Source organism: Martinezella sp. CNPSo 3732 (genome assembly GCF_057784515.1).
This window is the reverse complement of sequence record NZ_JBXSOO010000003.1, coordinates 291,092-306,956: the sequence shown is the minus strand read 5'-3', so window position 1 is coordinate 306,956 and position 15,865 is coordinate 291,092. Positions and strand designations below refer to the sequence as shown.

Sequence of the window (15,865 nt, the reverse complement as noted above, 5' to 3'; positions counted from 1 at the left end):
ACTCGCCCGACCTGATGCGGATCGCTATCGCCATGCCCGGAGGATGCCATGCCGCAAACAGTGATCACGCTTTCGACTCATGGGCAGGGGCTCTACGAATTTACCGATCAGGTGGCGGAATTCGTCCGCACCGCGGCCGCCGGCGGTGAGGGGCTTCTGACCGTCTTCGTTCGCCACACCTCCTGTTCCCTCCTGATCCAGGAAAATGCCGATCCCGATGTGAAGACCGATCTCAAGGCCTTCTTCAGCCGGCTCGTGCCGCCATCGTCGGATTCCTCGATGCGCTGGATCGTGCACACCATGGAAGGGCCGGACGATATGCCGGCGCATATCAAAGCCGCACTGATGCAGGTTTCCATTGGCATTCCGGTGATGAACGGTCGGCTGGCGTTCGGCACTTGGCAGGGCATCTACCTTTTCGAGCATCGCGACCGGCCGCATCGCCGCGAGATCGTGCTGCATTTTTCTGGCTGAACAGCGCGCCTTCTCGCGTCAATAGATTGTTAACCGTCGTGAATACAATCTGAACGGCCAATTCGTGTTCGGTTCAGCTTGGCTGACCTAACGTGGCCCCAATCCCGAGGCATTGCCGATGGCGAGGCCAATAACGGGATAGCAACGATCCGCAGCAAGCATTTGAAGGAGAAACACCATGACCAATCTTTTCGCCAAGGCAGGTATTGCAGCTCTCATTGCGCTCGGCGCCATGTCCGCAACGGTCGTCACGGCCTCCGCCAACGACTTCCATCCCGGTATTCAGCAGGCTCGCTATGACCACCCGCGCGGTCGCATGTGCTCGCCGCGTCTCGCCGTCGAGAAAGCACGCGACATGGGTCTGCGCCGCGCCCGTATCGACAATGTCACGCCGCGCCGTGTCGTTGTCGAAGGTTTCGGCCGCCGTGGTCCGGATCGGGTTGTCTTCGCCAACGCACCGGGTTGCCCGCTGATCCGCCGCTGATTGCAGCGTGCCCAAGTTTTCCACATCTATTCGATGGATTCGAAGTCGCCTCCGAAAGGGAGGCGGCTTTATTTTTTATGTTGTGCTATTATCGGCCATCTGGTTTCCCTTTAGCGTTCATTGTAGCTGAATAATGGATGAACGGCTGATTCTGGCCCCATTCAACATCATGCCGTTACCTCTCGGGCACTCGCTCAGCAAATATTGCAGGCATGAGAGAGAAGCCCTCTGCTTCATGGAGAACTTAATGAAACAAATGCTGGCAAAGTTGGGAGTCGCCGTCTGCGTCGCAGTGACTGCCTTGTCGGGCACGGCGGATTTTGCCTCTGCGCAGGGCGTCGATATTTATGTCAATCCGGGCCGTCATCGCCCGCCACCGCCGGATTATGATCGCCCGCCGCCGCGTTTTGACCGCCGTGGCTGCGATCCCCGCCAGGCCGTGGACGTTGCCCGCAGCTATGGTCTGCGCCGCGCCCGTGTTGTGGATGTGACGCCGCGTCGCGTTATCGTCGATGGTTTCGGCCGCCGCGGTCCGGATACGATGATGTTTGCCAATGTTCGCGGTTGCCCGCTCCTAGGCCGCTGACAAGCAAAGCGGGCGCACGAGGCGCCCGCTTTCTCTCTGACCTTTTCGCCTTTTTGGCGGGGGCCGCGGAACCGCCCTTTGCTCGACCCGATCGGATCTGAGCGAAGGGCGGTTTTGTTTTGATTACTGCTGGATCGCGTAGGTGATGCTGACCGATGCGTTGTATTCGTTTTCGCCGGTGGCGACAGGAACTGCCTTGTCCATCGGAGCCGCGGCGGCCATGCTGCGCATATAGGGCTGCGGCGGGGCGGCAATGCCGCCTTCATGGATCGCGATAACGCGGCCGAGCTTGACGCCGGCGGCATCCGTCAAGGTCTTTGCCTTGGCGGCGGCATCGGCGACTGCCTTCTTGCGAGCCTCTTCGATCGTGGCATCGGGCTTGTCGTTGGTGAACTGGATATCGCCGCCCTGATTGATGCCGAGCTTGATCGCCTGATCGAGCAGCCCGCCGAGCTTGGAGAGATCACGCACGCGAACGGTCAGGCCGTTCGTCACCTGATAGCCGTTCAGAACCGGCGGCTGGTTGTGGCCGTCCTTGTCGTTCGGATAGGTATATTGCGGCTGAATGGAAAAGCCGGAGGTTTGCAGATCGCGCTCGGCGATGCCGCTTTCCTTCAGTGTTGCCAGCACGGCGCCCATGGCCTTGTTGTTCTGATCGAGTGCATCCTGGGCTGCCTTGGCCTGCTGAACGACTGCGAGCGTTACGACGGCCATATCCGGTGTGATGGAAGCATGTCCCTCACCAGTGACGGTAATGACCGCCTCGCGCGGCTTGGCATCTTCAGCAAAGGCTGCAGCCGCAGGCACGAAGAAAGTGGCGCTGACAAGAGCGGCAAGAGCAAAATCTCTGGTTTTCGTCAGAAGCATGTTTCGTTCCTTGGTTGATAATCCCTCAAGATCCGCTTTTGCGGATTGATTGTGAAGGTATTACGGCAGTCCCTTGTCGGAAAACAGAAATTGGGTTAGAGCCAAGTCGTCTTCGGGGAACCATTGCTCCGGAGTCGCAAGCGCAGAGTTCTTACCTTGCGCCTGGGCCTGTAGCTCAATGGTTAGAGCCGGCGGCTCATAACCGCTTGGTTGGGGGTTCGAGTCCCTCCGGGCCCACCATTTGCTTCTAACTTGCAAACTACGATGATCTCTCCGACGTGACTATCCAAGCGACGCAAGATCGCTTCAATAATCTGGTCCGCAATATCTCCGATTAGTCCGCGTTCGCGTGAAGTCTCCTCCGCTCTCGGTGCGTGCTGCGGTTGCCAATAGAATGCCGGCTCTGGAGCCGCACCTCTTCTGAAGGCTGGGGTTCTCTTACGCTGCGTCAAAGCCTGTGTGAAACGCAACCGCCCCTTTTGGGGCTGGCCCCTTGAACACGATCCGCTGAAAATATTCGGCCGGTACGTCAGCGTAGCGAAGGGTTTCGTCGCTCGTGAAGTCGAAACGGGAGTAGTAGCGGGGATCGCCGAGAACCACGCAGCCGTTGGCGCCGCGCGCTCTCAGTTGGGCCAGTCCGTTTTCAATCAGAGCCTTTCCGATGCCTTTGTTCTGTCGGTCGGGGCGGACGGATACTGGGCCAAGGCCGAACCACTCTTCGGCTCCGGATTCGATTGTCACGGGTGAGAAGGCTACGTGGCCGATGATCTCATCGTTCTCCACGGCGACGAGGGAAAGGGTTAGCGCACCGGCCGTTCGCAGCGCATCGATGATGGCTGCCTCGGTGCCCGAACTATAGTTCTTTCCTTCGAAGGCGGCAGAGGTGATTGCATGAATGGCGTCGATATCTTTGGCTTCTTCTGCGCGAATGTGGGTCAACGATATCACCATTCAAAACTCCGCCTTGTGATACGGGCCGACAGTTTCCGCCATTTCCAGTGCTTCCACGCTTTCTTCGATAGCTCCCAGGAAGAGCTTGGCAACACTAAGTTCCCAATAGCCGTCCAGCAAGTCGTTGCGAATTGAGACAGCGCGCGCAGCGAAATTCTCTGCCGATGTCAGCAATTCGTCATCACCGCGCGCGGTCAGCAGTTATTCCTCCGAATAAGTCCGTCGACAGAACTGAGTGTCGGTGCAAAGTCGGTACTCTCGCGCAGGGCGGCTTGCGGCTCCTTGTGCGCGCCCTGCATGTTCGGCAGGGTCAAGCGATGGAGATATTGCTGCCCGACAAGATATTGATGGTAGGCGACGGGGTTGTCTTCGAAATAAGCACGCGCCATCTCATGCCGCTCGACTTCCGCCGCGGCGGCGAGCACGATCTGCCGCGAGATTTCGCGTTTATTGCGCGCAAGATCCAGCGTGCCGAAATTGAAGCGCTCCGCCCACAGGATCTCGCTGCCCGGCAGGGAGATGAGTTGTGTGACAAGCGAAAGATCGTCATCCGGCCCGCTCAATCTGGTTTCCAGGACATAGTTGATGTCATATCGCTCGAAAAGTGCGGCTTGATCCTCGGCTTTGCGGCCGATCTGGACAGCGGAGTAGGGGGCAATCACTCGCAGGCTGTGCAAAGCGCAAAATCCGAGCGTGATGTCTTCGATGAGCGAGGAGGCGATCATGGTCGCAGTCCCATCGAGGCTCTCGTTGCCCGGCGGCAGCAGCGCGAGGCGAGGTATGCGCAAGATGGGCTGCGTAGCAGTATCTTGCTCGGATATGGCGGGCGAATGCGTGGAAGTAACTGGCGTCGGAGAGCGGGAGGTTGCTGCCCACGGCGAGACGAGATCCTTACGCCGCGCGAATATACGCTTGAGCTGATCGACGCCGCCTTCGGCGTCAAACGCCTTCAGCAATATACGATGTGTGGCCTCGTCTTGCGGTTCGGCTTCGAAAAGAAGGAGGGCCGCCTCCTGGATAAGCGCGATGTTGCCGGACGCGACTGGAATCGTCATCGCAGCATCCAGCGCTTCCTTTAACATGGCGAGGTGTCGCCTTCTTTCGCTCTCTCGCCAATCAATGAAAGCTCTGGTCTGGCAGTTGGCTCTTTTCAGGAATTTTAACTGCGAGCGCTCCATCAAGATGGCGAGTTGCTCGGCTGAATTGCCGGTCGTGCTGACTTGCGCACGGACAATATCGCTCGTAAACGAGCCATTTGCGATGTGGATGTCGGTATCATCAAAGGTCAGGAGGTCGACGTTCAAGTCCGATTGCCGGCTCTTGATACGGGAAACGAGCTTGCGAAGGTTTGTCAGCGAATTCGCCAAGTCACCTTCACCCCAAAGAAATCGCGCCATGCTTGTTCTGCTGACGGATTTGCTGTCACTCGCGAGCAAATAGGCAATAATCAGAAGCGCCTTTTTCGGAAACGCTATTTGGCGTTCGTCGCTATCCAGAAGAGCGATTTCACCAAAAGTTCTGAGTAAAAATTTCATCGCGCCTTCTATATTGTTTTAGATATATAATGGCCGTCGTCCTTCGGCGTTCCGGCTGGATAAACGCCGAAACGACAGTGGAGTCGCTTATATATTTCTGATGCAAGGCATGAATATTTGCAAATTAACTATTCTCTTGCCTCTATTTTGAAAGTTATTGTTGCATAAAAGCTTGGTTTTGGGTTCCATTTCCATGGAGCGCCGTCAGATCGTTTCGCATCGGGTTTGCGAGGAAACGCTTCAGCTTGGTTGAATGGTATCTTCCTCGACGAGGCTGGACGATCGGAAAATGGATCGCTGCTGCAAAGCTCGGGGATTTGCGGATTTTCACATGCTCGCTCGCGGCAGGACCGTTGAATACAGGTTTCCATTATTTGCCGCCGAGCCGCCTGCCATCGAGATCGCGCGGCATATACTTTGGTATAATTGCGGTGCACCATCGCCTGATTGACCGCTCTCGGTGGTTGTGACACTACGGCTATGTCCTCGCAACATCATGCGACAGCCTATGAAACCAACAGATCAAGAAACCAATGGACAGTTACCCTAGTCGCTGTCCGGTTGTGGCGTCATGCTGCACTCGGACGGTCATCGCAACAACCTGGACCGCTGCCGGCATTCGCCGGGCGAGCGCCGGTCGGGCCTAGCCTGTCCGGCTCGCCCTTCGGATCTGCCGTTCGGTGGGCCGAAGAGGTGAGCTATGAACAACATCGTTCTTTTCCGCGGACGCAGGTTCGCAACCAAGTTTTCCGCCCCGACCACCTTTGCGGTTTCGGTTGGCAGCCGTCCGGCTGAACGCTCCGTATCGCCACAGCGTCCGCGCCTGATCGCCGTCTGGCACATCAATTCCTACACCGGAAAGCTTGAGTGCTTCTGGACGACGGAAGGCGAGCCCGTCGTCGACGAGGATGGTAGCCGTCGCGCGGCATAAGTGTCCTTTCTTAAACAAGCGCACCGGTCGGTGGCGTCGCGAATGCAGCGCTATACGACCGCGCCCTGGCCGATAACATCCCGTTTCAAAGGGTTATCACATGGTTTTCCTTGCTAACGATCGACGCGAGCGTAGCGCCGTTGCTGCATTGGCCGGTTCGCGTATCCTGCCGAATGGCTATGATCTCGCTGCATTCGCCTTCATTGCGGCCGCTGCCTATCTCGCGCTTCACGGCGTAGCCGAGATGCGTGCGCCGCTCGCCGGTCTGTCCACGACACCCCTGTCGCTCGACCCGGCCGATCTGCCCGAATACGCCTTGCGCACGACTTTGCGGATGATGGCTGCCATCGTTGCGTCCCTCATCTTCACCTTCGTCGTCGCGACGCTCGCCGCAAAGAGCCGCCGCGCTGAAAAGATCATCATTCCGGCGCTCGACATTCTGCAATCCGTCCCGGTGCTCGGCTTTCTGACCTTCACCGTGACCTTCTTCATGGAGCTTTTCCCCGGAAGCCAGCTCGGCGCGGAATGTGCTTCGATCTTCGCGATCTTCACCAGCCAGGCATGGAATATGGCTTTCTCCTTCTATCAGTCGCTGCGGACGGTTCCGCGCGATCTCGATGAGGTCAGCCGCGGTTTTGGTCTGTCGACGTGGCAGCGCTTCTGGCGGTTGGAGGCTCCCTTTGCCGCACCCGGTCTCGTCTGGAATACGATGATGTCAATGTCCGGCGGCTGGTTCTTCGTGGTCGCATCCGAAGCGATCACGGTGGGAAACACTACCGTGCAGCTTCCAGGTCTGGGTTCGTGGCTGGCGGTTGCCATCGACAAGCAGGATTTCGCCGCGGTGAGCTGGGCTGTACTTGCGATGGCGGTCGTCATCCTTCTTTACGACCAGCTGCTTTTCCGCCCGATCGTCGCCTGGGCAGACAAGTTCCGCTTCGAGCAGACGGCCGGGCAGCAGAAGCCGCGCTCCTGGGTCTATTCGCTGATCCGTCGCACGCGTCTCCTGAAATACGTGACCACACCTTTGGCCGCTGCATGGGGTCGGCTGATGCTCGTGCGGCTGTTGCCGGCCTCGCGAGCCGTCGCAAGAGAGCGAGGCGAGCAGCGAGCCGTCAGCTGGGCTATCGATATTGCCTGGTATGTGCTGATCGCAGTCATCGGTGCCTGGAGTATCTGGGATGCGGTTTCCTATCTCAGCCAGACGCTCTCTTGGGCCGATGTCTGGATCGCTTTTGCCGGCGGCTTCGTGACGCTTGTTCGCGTTATCGTTCTTATTGCGGTCGCCAGTGTCATCTGGGTTCCGATCGGCGTCTGGATCGGCCTGCGTCCCGCTGTTGCGGAGCGCGTCCAGCCTCTGGCCCAATTCCTGGCGGCGTTTCCGGCAAATGTGCTCTTTCCCGTTGCAGTGGTTGCGATCGTTGCGACGGGCGCTAGCCCGAACATCTGGCTGTCACCGCTGATGGTACTCGGCACCCAATGGTACATCCTGTTCAACGTGATTGCCGGCGCGAGTGCATTTCCTACCGATCTGCGGGAGGCGTCCTCGGTCTACCGGCTGCGCTCATGGACATGGTGGCGGCGCGTGATGCTGCCGGGAATATTCCCTTACTACATCACGGGTACACTGACGGCGTCCGGCGGCTCATGGAACGCGAGCATCGTTGCTGAACTGGCGAGCTGGGGCAACACGAAACTCGAAGCCTTCGGACTGGGATCATACATCGCGAAAGCGACGGAGGCGGGCGATTTTCCGCGTGTCATCCTTGGTATCGTCGTCATGTCGATCTTCGTGACGCTCTTCAACAGAACGCTCTGGCGGCCGCTCTACGTCTTCGCCGAACGCCGCATGCGCCTCGATTAATTCAGATCGGAGAATCGAATATGGAAAACGCTGTCATCTCCAGGAAGCTCGATATTGAAAAAAATGCGCCGCTGGTTCTCGCGAAGCAAGTGTGCCAGGCCTACGACAAGGGGGCATCCGGCTCGCTCGTCGTGCTCGAGAATGTCGATCTTCAGCTCTATTCCAATGAAATCGTTGGCTTGCTCGGCCGTTCCGGCTCCGGCAAGTCCACGCTTCTGCGTGCGATTGCCGGTCTGATCCGCCCGAGCAGAGGCGATATCACCTTCGAAGGCCGCCCGGTCGTGGGCCCCAACTCCGATGTTGCCGTGGTCTTCCAGAGCTTTGCGCTCTTTCCCTGGCTGACCGTGCTGCAAAACGTCGAACTGGGGTTGGAGGCGCAAGGTGTTGCCTCCTCCGAGAGGCGCAAGCGTGCGCTCGCTGCCATCGATCTCATCGGCCTCGACGGTTTCGAAAGCGCTTATCCAAAGGAGCTCTCGGGAGGCATGCGCCAGCGTGTCGGCCTTGCGCGGGCACTCGTCGTGCGGCCAAAGGTTCTGCTGATGGACGAACCCTTTTCGGCGCTGGACGTGCTGACGGCAGAAACGCTTCGCACGGATCTGCTTGATCTGTGGTGTGAGGGCCGGATGCCGATCGAGTCGGTGCTGATGGTGACCCACAATATCGAGGAAGCCGTGCTGATGTGCGACCGCATCCTGATCTTCGGATCGAATCCCGGCCGTGTGATTGCGGAGATCCATGTCGATCTGCCGCAGCCGCGCAACCGTCTCGATCCGGCCTTCCGCATGCTGGTCGAAGATATCTATGCGCGGATGACGGTGAAGACCGGCGCACCGACGCGCGAGGGCCTTTTCCCCGGTACCGGCATTGCCATGGCGCTGCCGCGCGTGTCGACCAATTTGATGTCCGGTCTGATCGAAACGGTCGCTGCCGAGCCCTATCGCGGGCAGGCCGATCTGCCGCCGCTGGCCACCCATCTGCATCTCGGCATCGATGACCTCTTTCCGGTTGCGGAAACGCTTCAACTGCTGCGTTTTGCCGATCTGGAAGGGGGTGACATCAAGCTGACGGCACCGGGATTGCGTTTCTCCGACAGCGATGTCGATGAACGCAAGAAACTCTTCGAGCAGCATCTGGCGACCTATGTGCCGCTGGCTGCGCACATTCGCCGCGTGCTCGACGAGCGGCCGACCCACCGCGCGCCTGCACGGCGCTTCCGCGATGAGCTGGAGGATTACATGTCCGAGGATTATGCCGACACCACTCTCAAGGCTGTTACGAACTGGGCCCGCTACGCGGAATATTTCGCCTATGACGAAAACGCTGATCTGTTCACGCTGGAAAACCCGAGTTGAAACCTTGGGCTGGAATGAATGCGGAAGCCTCGCCGCCCATTGAGGCGGTGACCGGCGCCATGGGATTCCAAGGTTTGATGGTCGCCAAGGCAGGGCTTAGCGCATCAGATCCTACGGATCGCCAGCTTTGGCGGCGCCGGAGAAAGCGGTTGTTGTTTTGGCGCTTCGGTTCAGGCAGTTTGCAGCTTCTGCACGCAATCTTGCGGAAGCCGTGATGCAGGGATGCAGGGAATGAGGCGGGAATTTCTGAAGTATCTTTTCGAGATGCCATTGCTTTGGCTCGGCATTACGGTCCTCGCTGCCCTCATTTTCGTCGGTGATACGATCACCGATCTGGAGATCGCCTTCGCCGTTCTTTATGTCTCGGTGATCCTGCTGGCGGTCTATTCCGGTCGAACCGGAGCTATCGCGATGGTCGGGATTACATGCGCCGCTCTGACCGTCATCAGCTATTTTTTGACGGGTCATGGCGCTTCGCAGGCTGGCCTGATCAACAGTACGCTTAGTCTGGTCGCGATCGGCGCGACCACTTATCTGGCAATCAGGATCGAAATGCTCGATGCCAGGGCGAGGCAGGCGCAATCGGAGCTCGCGCGCATGTCGCGTCTTATGATCGTCGGTGAGTTGGGCACATCGATAGCCCACGAAGTCAGCCAGCCGATCACTGCAATTGCCGCTAACGGCAATGCCGCGCTTCGATGGCTTTCGGCGACACCGGCCGATCACGACGAAGCCCGCCGTGCCATCGAGCGAATTGTCGCGGATGCGGGGCGAGCAGGCGATGTCATCGGCCGTGTCCGCGGGCTTGTGGCGCGCTCGTCGCCATCTAGCGACGCGATCGATCTGGTCGAGGCGATCAATGATGTATTGGAACTCGTCCGCAGCGAGATCCGTCGGAATCAGATTCGATTCCGCACCGAATTGGCGGGCGATCTGCCGTTGGTGGCTGGTGATCGCGTCCAGCTCCAGCAGGTGGTCCTCAATCTCGTGATGAATGCGATCGAAGCTCTGGCTGAGGTCGATGCGGAAACGCGCGAGCTGCTTGTCAGCGCTGCCGCGGGCGAACGGAAGGTGACCGTTAGCCTGCGCGATACCGGCAGCGGCATGCCGGCCGAAATGCTCGACAATATATTCGAAGCCTTTTACACGACCAAGCCGAAAGGCATGGGGATGGGGCTTGCTATCAGCCGGTCCATTATCGAAGCGCATGGCGGGACCATCTATGCTGCGCCGAATTTTCCGCACGGAGCCGTCTTCGGTTTCACCTTGCCGCTCGGCGGAAAGGTGAAGGGGTAGGGGATGCAGAGACAACAGTCGACCGTTTATGTCATCGACGACGATCCATCCGTGCGTGACGGACTGGACAGCCTATTGCGCTCCGTCGGCTACGATACGCGTGGCTTTGCGTCGCCGCGGGATTTCTTGGCGTCTCCCCGGCCCGAAGGGCCAGCCTGCATCGTGCTGGACGTCAGGATGCCGGATGCGAGCGGTCTTGATTTTCAGGATGAGCTTGCCCGGACGGGTTATGCGATCCCGATCATTTTCCTCACCGGGCACGGCGACGTGCCAATGTCCGTCAGAGCGATGAAAGCGGGGGCGGTGGAGTTTCTTCTAAAGCCGTTCCGGGAGCAAGATCTGCTTGATGCTATCAGGCAGGCGCTCGAAATCGATCGCGCCCGCCTGCGCAAGCAGGCGGCGGAGGTCGATCTTCAGGAGCGGTTTTCAACGCTCACATCACGTGAACGTGAGGTGATGGCGCTCGTTGCGCGAGGCCTCCTGAACAAGCAGATCGCCGCCGAGATCGGCCTCAGCGAAATCACCGTAAAGGTCCATCGCGGTCAGGCCATGCGCAAGATGCGGGCCGACTCCGTCGCCGATCTCATCCGGATGGCGGATAACCTCGGCCTCACAGACGGTAAAGCCAACGATACAGCGCCTGGGCTCCGCTAAACTTAGCGCATTTACCCCAGTCGCAAGGATTTCATGGCTTGCAAATGCGATGGCGCCGGGTTGTGGATTCAATCCTGCGAAACCGTGGGCGTTCCCTGGTGAAAGATCATCTGCCATCGCCCATCGATGCGCTGCCAGATCGAACTCCGTAAAGTATGCCGCTCCGGACCTCTCTCTCCAGCCTGTCGGATGCTGCGATAAGTGACGAGGACGGCATCCGGTGAGATCGGTCGAAAGGCATAGTCGCGGGAAATAATCGGCGGAGCGCCTTCTTCCGGTTTTTCTGCAGCCAGACGGGCGATTAGTTCATCTCTATCGTCGTGGACCGTTCCGGAGCTGCCGAATTCGACGAAGCCTTCCGCCAGCAGTTCCGCCACAATCGCCGGCGATTGCCGAATTTCGGGGAGATGCAGCTTCTGCTCCAGTAGGCGAATCTCTTCAAGGTCGTGTTGGGAGACGTCCATGGTCTCAGCAACCTCCATTTGGTGTTGATGCTCGGCTGCAATGGGCCTCAATGTGTTGCTGCAGGCATCTCCAGGTTTCTTTCCTGTCTGATCTTGTGGTTTTGATCATGGTCGGCTTGCCGGGATTGTTCCAATTCAATGGCAAAAAGCTCGGCGGCGTGACGGCCCGCCTGCGTTCTGTCGTCTTCGATGACGGCAGCTATCCGCCGAAACAATTCGGACTCGAAGCCGCCCGCGCTGTTCGAGACATTCGGCCGTGCAAGCCTTGCACCGCCATCCAATCTGATTGCCGAAACGTAGAACTCATCCTCGTAATCGGCTCCTGCCGATGTCAATTCAGCGCGCCCATATAATAACAATCCGGTTTCCCAACGATCGCATAGGCGGATGCTGAGCTCATCAAAAGGATATTCGCAGGAAAATTCCCGAGCATACACCGTCATTCTCCCGTCTTGGTGATCGACGATATCTCGGCAATACCGGTTCCCCTCAACGCCTCTGTCGGTGCGATGATGAAAGCATTCGGCTTTTTCGGCATGAATGACACTCTCCTTCGACGGCCCTGCGGCCTTTTCAATCGTTGCGCTTGGTACGTCCGGTTTCGCTGACTTCGAGCGAGATGCTATGCTTGCCCGGGCTCATTCCATACAGGACCAATGGCTCTTATCGAAATTGCCATTCAACACGATATATGTCAACATTATTTATGTTTATATTTGCGACTGGAACACCGAAGGTGTTTGTGGCCTATGTTTGCTTTCTATTTGCGGGCAATGTGGCCGCAGATTCTGCCGATAATGGTCAGTCGATCCAGCTCGACGGTGAAGGTCTCCAGGGCTGGATTGTCGGAAATGATCTTGACCTGGCCCGGATGGGTGAAGGGAACTCGCTGCAGGCGCTTGATCTGCGGTTCAGTATAGCCGTCGCTGATCGCGTAGACGGTATCGGTGGTCATTTGGTTCTGCGAGAGATCGACGATGACGCGATCGCCCGGCATGTAGGTGGGCTGCATGGAATCACCGACGACTTCCATGATGATCGTATGGTTCGGCGAAGCCTTTGCCTCGTTTCGCAGATAGCCGGTGGGAATAAGCCATTCCGCGACAATCTTGTGCCCGGCGACATTGCCTGAGCCGACGGGGAGGTTGATGACTTCACCGACGATGCCGCTACCGGCGCCAAGTTTGACGTCCACCTCCGGTGTTGCGCCTTCGATCTGCGGCTTCCAGTGTTCCCGGCTGTAGCTGAGCTCGTCGCCGCTCTCGGCAAATCCATCGTGATCCTGTTCGTCTGGATCGAATGACATGACGATGTTCGGTGCCGTGCGTGCGGTTTTGCGCAGGCCTTCGCCAGTCAGCAGATAGGCCGCGGTCGTACCGAATTTCTTCGCATAGCGATTGGCGACTTCGGCGCTGAATTCGTTCTGGCCGTTTTCATGCGCGCGATAGGTGGACAGGCTCACGCCCAGCGCTTCTGCCGCCTTTGTGGCTGATGGATAATTTGCGGCTTCGCGCGCCGCTCTCAGTCGTTCGCCCATGGATTTCTGCATCTTTTGACCCTTGCAAAATTTCCAACATAAATCATGTTGACATTGCGATTATTATCAACATAATTTGTGTTTATCAAGATGCCGACTGCGGAAAGCGCTTTTTGGCAGGTGAGCGGTCTGACGCGGTACGCGACAGACAATGTTTTGGAGGTGAAGTCATGGTCATAGGCAGCGGGAGCAGGAGGGCAGCTTCGCGGGCTGGATATTTCGACCGCTTCTGGGGGTGCCCAGGATGCTTCCGAATTCTGTCGATCGCGGAAATCATTGAGCTGCATTGTGAGAGTTGTGCTGTAGCCGTCGAGCCTGGGGAAATGGCTGAGGCAAAGCCTTTATCCGAAGCAGCTGACCAGGAGATGCTGCCATGATCGAGATGCTTCAGGGCCTTCTTGCTTGCATCGGCGCGGCGTTATTTTTCGCCGCTATGCTGATCGCAATAAAGTCCGTCATTTGGAAATCGCCAATACCATCCCCTGAGGATGGGGACTTCGGTGCTCCGGAGGGAGACCAAATTCATTTCCGCATTGTCGAAGCGCCCACGCTTGAGCCCAGAGACCCGGCACGGCCGACGAAGCAGCTCAGGCCGTAGGCGGGCACCGGAACGTTACAACTCAATGGGAAACTCTAGAAATAGACCCGGCCAAGCGAGCCGGGGGAGGTTGCTATGAACGAATTTCAAATCGGAACAGAAGCCGTTGCCGGCGGTCATCTCGGCTGGATTCGCAAGGTTCACCGGGCGACAAACGAGATCCTCCGCGATTGTCGAGGTGAACCGATTGTCTTTGCGACGCAGGATGCTGCGAAGGCTGCGGCGGGCGAGGCGATGGTCGCTTATCTCAATACGCCCATGCTGCGCGACGGAGCGCGGGTCGAAGCCCTTTCCAAGGCTGAGGCCTTCTTCAAACCCAAATCGGCCAAAATCGCCGGTGCGGCCGAAGGCGTCATGTGATCTCACAGGAATGGAAGAGGCATCAAATTCACCAGCGAAAGGAGTTAAACTGTCATGACCAAAGGCAGGCTAGACCTTCTTCTCGATGGGCTCGGCATCAAGCTGGTTCCCGTCCATCGGCGCCGCGCACCTGCGGAGAGTCACGCGCGCGGCACGATGCAGGAAATCCGAGGCCGCTACGGCGATGGCCATCTGGTCTTCGTTCTGCGATGCATCCGGCAGACTGGGAGCAATCGCGACGAGCTCTGGTCGGACACGATCGGCGCCGTGTCCGATGTTCTGGCGCAGCGCCAGGATTGGGCGCTGCAGCGTCCAGGTGATCTCTTGGGCGCCTTCGACGATATCGCGCTTGCCACATTGCGCACGGATGCGGTGGCGCGGCGGCCCTGGCCCGTTCGGGCGACATTGCGAACGCTGATTTATCAGGAATTGGAGAAACGACTTGATGCACCGGTCCGCCTTGCAGTTTGACGACCTGTCCCGTCGCGCGGCTGAAATCGCCGACTTGAGCCTGATCATCCGGGCGCGTTTCGTCGAGGCTGCCGATACGATGGTTCACCTCGATGTACGCGGCGTCCGGCCCGACAGGATGCGAACACTCTGGCCGGAGGTTTTGCCCGAGCCGATGGATCACGCCGATATCCGCATTCGCTATCGTCCGAGCGCTGCGGCGATCAGCCGGGCAGAGGAGGTCTTGCAGGAATGGCTGCGCGTTCATGTCGGGGACGAGGAGCGGCGTATCCTGCTTTCGCGATGGTCCATTTGCCTTGCCGCGCCTTATATTGCCGGTTCGTTTCGAGATTTCTGCGCGCGGACGGGGCGCGTCCGGCGCACCGCCGAACGGCGCATTCAGAGCGAATTCCAGACGCTTGCGAGTGTGCTTCTCGCTGCCTCGCCCATGCTGCAGGAGCCGGATTGGTCGCGCATATCGCCGATGATGCCGAATGCGCCTGGCGGGCTCGACCGGGTAAGGCCCAAGGTGCCTGAACATGAAACACATTGGCTACCAGATGATGCGCGGCCTGTCTTCGATGCGGAAAGTCCCGAACTTGCCGAACTGGCTAAACGACTGGAGCGCGGGAACCGCAGGCGTGCCAGGATGAAAGCCTAAGTCTTCGCAACGATGCGGTCCGAACCCGCAATCATTGTGATGCGCGGATATCTTCGATTGATGACTTGATTAACCCAAGCGCAAAGACGCCGGCTGAGCGAGTCTTTGTGGTGACCTCGCCGAAGTCCGGGACCGTGTATTCTGCCAGCAAGCGAAGGCGCGATGTCGGCAGATGAACTCGCCATGGATCGCCGATCAGAATCATGATTTCCCGAGCCAGACAGCGATCCAGAAATGCGATGACGTTTCCCGCAAGCGCTGCTTCATAGAAAAGATCCCCGACGCATATGACGTCGACGTCAGGCGGCTCGCTTTTCGTCAAGTCGGCGAGTAGGGAATCGATCGTCACCTCATTGAGTGCGGCATTGAGCTCGATAGCTGCGATTGCATAGGGATCGACGTCGGCGGCATATACTTTCGCTGCGCCTGCCTTTGCGGCGGCAATCCCGACAATTCCCGAGCCGGCGCCCAGATCTAATACGCGGCGACCCGCCACACTTTCGGGCCTGTCGAGAAGATAACGGGCTAGAACCAGACCTCCTCCCCAGTAATGCGCCCAGTAAGGTGAGCCGAATTGCGGATCTTGTTCCGCAAGGCGCCGCAGCCCGCTTTGTGGGCCTGCTTTGCGCAGGCGAATGTCCGGGATACCGGGAACAGGCAGGACCGGGAGATTGGCGGCGATGAACCGCCGAATCCACTCATTGTTCATTGCATTATCCGAACCGCGATATTGTTGCCGCAGCAAACTCATGTGCCCAAGCAGATGGAACGAGGTAATCCGCTTCAATGCGTCGGACTGCAGAT

The 15,865-nt window shown here is 58.4% G+C and carries 20 protein-coding genes and 1 tRNA gene; 13 read left to right on the top strand and 8 right to left on the bottom strand.

What is annotated here, in order from left to right; translation table 11 throughout:
* Nucleotides 1-48: 48 nt before the first annotated feature.
* The 3 genes from AC13RM_RS10150 to AC13RM_RS10140 all read left to right on the top strand — a co-directional run bounded on the left by AC13RM_RS10150 (nt 49) and on the right by AC13RM_RS10140 (nt 1,544).
* Complete coding sequence (locus AC13RM_RS10150; RefSeq protein WP_374815179.1) at nt 49-474, top strand: secondary thiamine-phosphate synthase enzyme YjbQ; 426 nt, start codon at nt 49-51, stop codon at nt 472-474.
* 178 nt (nt 475-652) lie between these two features.
* Nucleotides 653-958: a hypothetical protein gene (locus AC13RM_RS10145; RefSeq protein ID WP_069612602.1), complete on the top strand. Its 306-nt coding sequence runs from the start codon at nt 653-655 to the stop codon at nt 956-958.
* Between the two features lie 247 nt (nt 959-1,205).
* On the top strand, nt 1,206-1,544 hold the full coding sequence (locus tag AC13RM_RS10140; protein ID WP_113230346.1) for a hypothetical protein: 339 nt from the start codon (nt 1,206-1,208) through the stop codon (nt 1,542-1,544).
* A 123-nt stretch (nt 1,545-1,667) separates the two neighbouring features.
* Here the strand turns inward: AC13RM_RS10140 and AC13RM_RS10135 are convergent, their stop codons facing one another.
* Nucleotides 1,668-2,411: an SIMPL domain-containing protein gene (locus tag AC13RM_RS10135; RefSeq protein WP_113230347.1), complete on the bottom strand. Its 744-nt coding sequence runs from the start codon at nt 2,409-2,411 to the stop codon at nt 1,668-1,670.
* Nucleotides 2,412-2,575: 164 nt separating this feature from the next.
* On the opposite strand from AC13RM_RS10135, the gene AC13RM_RS10130 reads away from it, so the two are divergent.
* Nucleotides 2,576-2,651 (top strand) — tRNA-Ile (locus AC13RM_RS10130).
* 198 nt (nt 2,652-2,849) lie between these two features.
* Here the strand turns inward: AC13RM_RS10130 and AC13RM_RS10125 are convergent.
* Genes AC13RM_RS10125 through AC13RM_RS10115 form a run of 3 tightly spaced genes read right to left on the bottom strand, consistent with a single transcriptional unit; the run spans nt 2,850 to nt 4,759 of the window.
* Nucleotides 2,850-3,362, bottom strand: coding sequence for a GNAT family N-acetyltransferase (locus AC13RM_RS10125; RefSeq protein WP_374815176.1), 513 nt, complete (start codon nt 3,360-3,362; stop codon nt 2,850-2,852).
* A complete protein-coding gene (locus AC13RM_RS10120) occupies nt 3,363-3,536 on the bottom strand; it encodes a hypothetical protein (protein ID WP_374815174.1) in 174 nt (57 codons plus the stop codon).
* 20 nt (nt 3,537-3,556) lie between these two features.
* Nucleotides 3,557-4,759 (bottom strand): hypothetical protein, encoded by a 1,203-nt coding sequence (locus tag AC13RM_RS10115; RefSeq protein ID WP_374815172.1) that lies wholly within the window; start codon nt 4,757-4,759, stop codon nt 3,557-3,559.
* A gap of 838 nt (nt 4,760-5,597) precedes the next feature.
* On the opposite strand from AC13RM_RS10115, the gene AC13RM_RS10110 reads away from it, so the two are divergent.
* The 5 genes from AC13RM_RS10110 to AC13RM_RS10090 all read left to right on the top strand — a co-directional run bounded on the left by AC13RM_RS10110 (nt 5,598) and on the right by AC13RM_RS10090 (nt 10,991).
* Nucleotides 5,598-5,828: a hypothetical protein gene (locus tag AC13RM_RS10110; RefSeq protein ID WP_374815170.1), complete on the top strand. Its 231-nt coding sequence runs from the start codon at nt 5,598-5,600 to the stop codon at nt 5,826-5,828.
* A 100-nt stretch (nt 5,829-5,928) separates the two neighbouring features.
* Nucleotides 5,929-7,689 (top strand): ABC transporter permease, encoded by a 1,761-nt coding sequence (locus AC13RM_RS10105; RefSeq protein WP_374815168.1) that lies wholly within the window; start codon nt 5,929-5,931, stop codon nt 7,687-7,689.
* Between the two features lie 20 nt (nt 7,690-7,709).
* Nucleotides 7,710-9,041 (top strand): ABC transporter ATP-binding protein, encoded by a 1,332-nt coding sequence (locus AC13RM_RS10100; RefSeq protein WP_374815167.1) that lies wholly within the window; start codon nt 7,710-7,712, stop codon nt 9,039-9,041.
* 231 nt (nt 9,042-9,272) lie between these two features.
* Nucleotides 9,273-10,337, top strand: coding sequence for a sensor histidine kinase (locus AC13RM_RS10095; RefSeq protein ID WP_285171284.1), 1,065 nt, complete (start codon nt 9,273-9,275; stop codon nt 10,335-10,337).
* A gap of 3 nt (nt 10,338-10,340) precedes the next feature.
* On the top strand, nt 10,341-10,991 hold the full coding sequence (locus tag AC13RM_RS10090) for a response regulator transcription factor (protein WP_285171285.1): 651 nt from the start codon (nt 10,341-10,343) through the stop codon (nt 10,989-10,991).
* Nucleotides 10,992-11,059: 68 nt separating this feature from the next.
* On the opposite strand, the gene AC13RM_RS10085 is transcribed toward AC13RM_RS10090, so the two are convergent.
* The 3 genes from AC13RM_RS10085 to AC13RM_RS10075 all read right to left on the bottom strand — a co-directional run bounded on the left by AC13RM_RS10085 (nt 11,060) and on the right by AC13RM_RS10075 (nt 13,004).
* Entirely contained in the window at nt 11,060-11,455 is a 396-nt protein-coding gene (locus tag AC13RM_RS10085; RefSeq protein WP_285171286.1) for a nuclear transport factor 2 family protein, read from the bottom strand.
* 47 nt (nt 11,456-11,502) lie between these two features.
* Entirely contained in the window at nt 11,503-11,736 is a 234-nt protein-coding gene (locus AC13RM_RS10080; protein ID WP_374815166.1) for a hypothetical protein, read from the bottom strand.
* 479 nt (nt 11,737-12,215) lie between these two features.
* The gene (locus tag AC13RM_RS10075; protein WP_285171288.1) at nt 12,216-13,004 is read right to left on the bottom strand and encodes an XRE family transcriptional regulator; all 789 of its coding nucleotides are present in this window, start codon (nt 13,002-13,004) and stop codon (nt 12,216-12,218) included.
* A 361-nt stretch (nt 13,005-13,365) separates the two neighbouring features.
* Between AC13RM_RS10075 and AC13RM_RS10070 the strand changes: the two genes are divergently transcribed.
* The 4 genes from AC13RM_RS10070 (at nt 13,366) to AC13RM_RS10055 (ending at nt 15,061) form a co-directional block, all read left to right on the top strand.
* Nucleotides 13,366-13,590: a hypothetical protein gene (locus AC13RM_RS10070; RefSeq protein ID WP_113230410.1), complete on the top strand. Its 225-nt coding sequence runs from the start codon at nt 13,366-13,368 to the stop codon at nt 13,588-13,590.
* A gap of 75 nt (nt 13,591-13,665) precedes the next feature.
* Nucleotides 13,666-13,950 (top strand): hypothetical protein, encoded by a 285-nt coding sequence (locus AC13RM_RS10065; RefSeq protein WP_113230411.1) that lies wholly within the window; start codon nt 13,666-13,668, stop codon nt 13,948-13,950.
* Between the two features lie 54 nt (nt 13,951-14,004).
* The gene (locus tag AC13RM_RS10060) at nt 14,005-14,421 is read left to right on the top strand and encodes a hypothetical protein (RefSeq protein ID WP_069612591.1); all 417 of its coding nucleotides are present in this window, start codon (nt 14,005-14,007) and stop codon (nt 14,419-14,421) included.
* Nucleotides 14,396-15,061, top strand: coding sequence for a DUF6362 family protein (locus AC13RM_RS10055; protein ID WP_285171289.1), 666 nt, complete (start codon nt 14,396-14,398; stop codon nt 15,059-15,061). Before AC13RM_RS10060 ends, AC13RM_RS10055 begins: the two co-directional genes overlap by 26 nt.
* A gap of 31 nt (nt 15,062-15,092) precedes the next feature.
* Here the strand turns inward: AC13RM_RS10055 and AC13RM_RS10050 are convergent, their stop codons facing one another.
* Nucleotides 15,093-15,770 carry a class I SAM-dependent methyltransferase gene (locus AC13RM_RS10050; RefSeq protein WP_374815620.1) on the bottom strand — a complete coding sequence of 226 codons (678 nt, stop codon included), beginning with the start codon at nt 15,768-15,770 and terminating at the stop codon, nt 15,093-15,095.
* Nucleotides 15,771-15,865 lie beyond the last annotated feature (95 nt).